The organism is Pseudomonas sp. 2995-3 (assembly GCF_002742565.1).
GTDB classification, from domain to species: domain Bacteria; phylum Pseudomonadota; class Gammaproteobacteria; order Pseudomonadales; family Pseudomonadaceae; genus Aquipseudomonas; species Aquipseudomonas edaphica.
The window spans coordinates 1-507 of record NZ_LJSB01000356.1 but is presented as its reverse complement, the minus strand read 5'-3'; the positions used below and the strand labels follow the sequence as shown (position 1 = coordinate 507).

General features: G+C 34.5%; 1 protein-coding gene. It reads left to right on the top strand.

Translation table 11 applies throughout. The features are described from left to right. Positions 1-280 precede the first annotated feature (280 nt). A partial coding sequence (locus AOA62_RS29710; RefSeq protein ID WP_218244226.1) for a DUF4372 domain-containing protein occupies positions 281-507 on the top strand: 227 nt, incomplete at its 3' end.

Here is a 507-nt window from a genome sequence, read left to right as displayed (position 1 = left end):
CGCAGTCGTTATTGATATTAAAGTAAATGAAAAGATATATATAATCTTTCAGTCTTTCAAGCAATGTAATTAAAGAAACGAGGAGAAATACTTAATTGAATAAGTATACGGAGAAATTCCACTAGCATTGCATATGTATCCACAGGTCAATAAATAAATTCACTTACCTCCTATTAATTGGAATAATAGGGGGATTTTTCATGGACGAAAGCAAAAAATCCCCTTAAAGTAGAAGTTTGAACCCACGTTATCCGTGACTGCTACTATAAAGGAGACTTTCATGGATAACATTATATCATATCAGACTGTATTTAGTAAATTCCTATCTTTCTTACCTTTTGAGTCATTTAAGTGTTCGTTTTTAGACAATGGTGTTAAAAAACTGACCACCGCTAATTTAATGAGGATTTGTGTCGCCATGCAATTTGGAAATTGGAAATCCTACGAGGAAACAGAAGAACGGATTCGTGCCATGGAAGGTACGGAGGAACTGTTTGGGCTCAATAG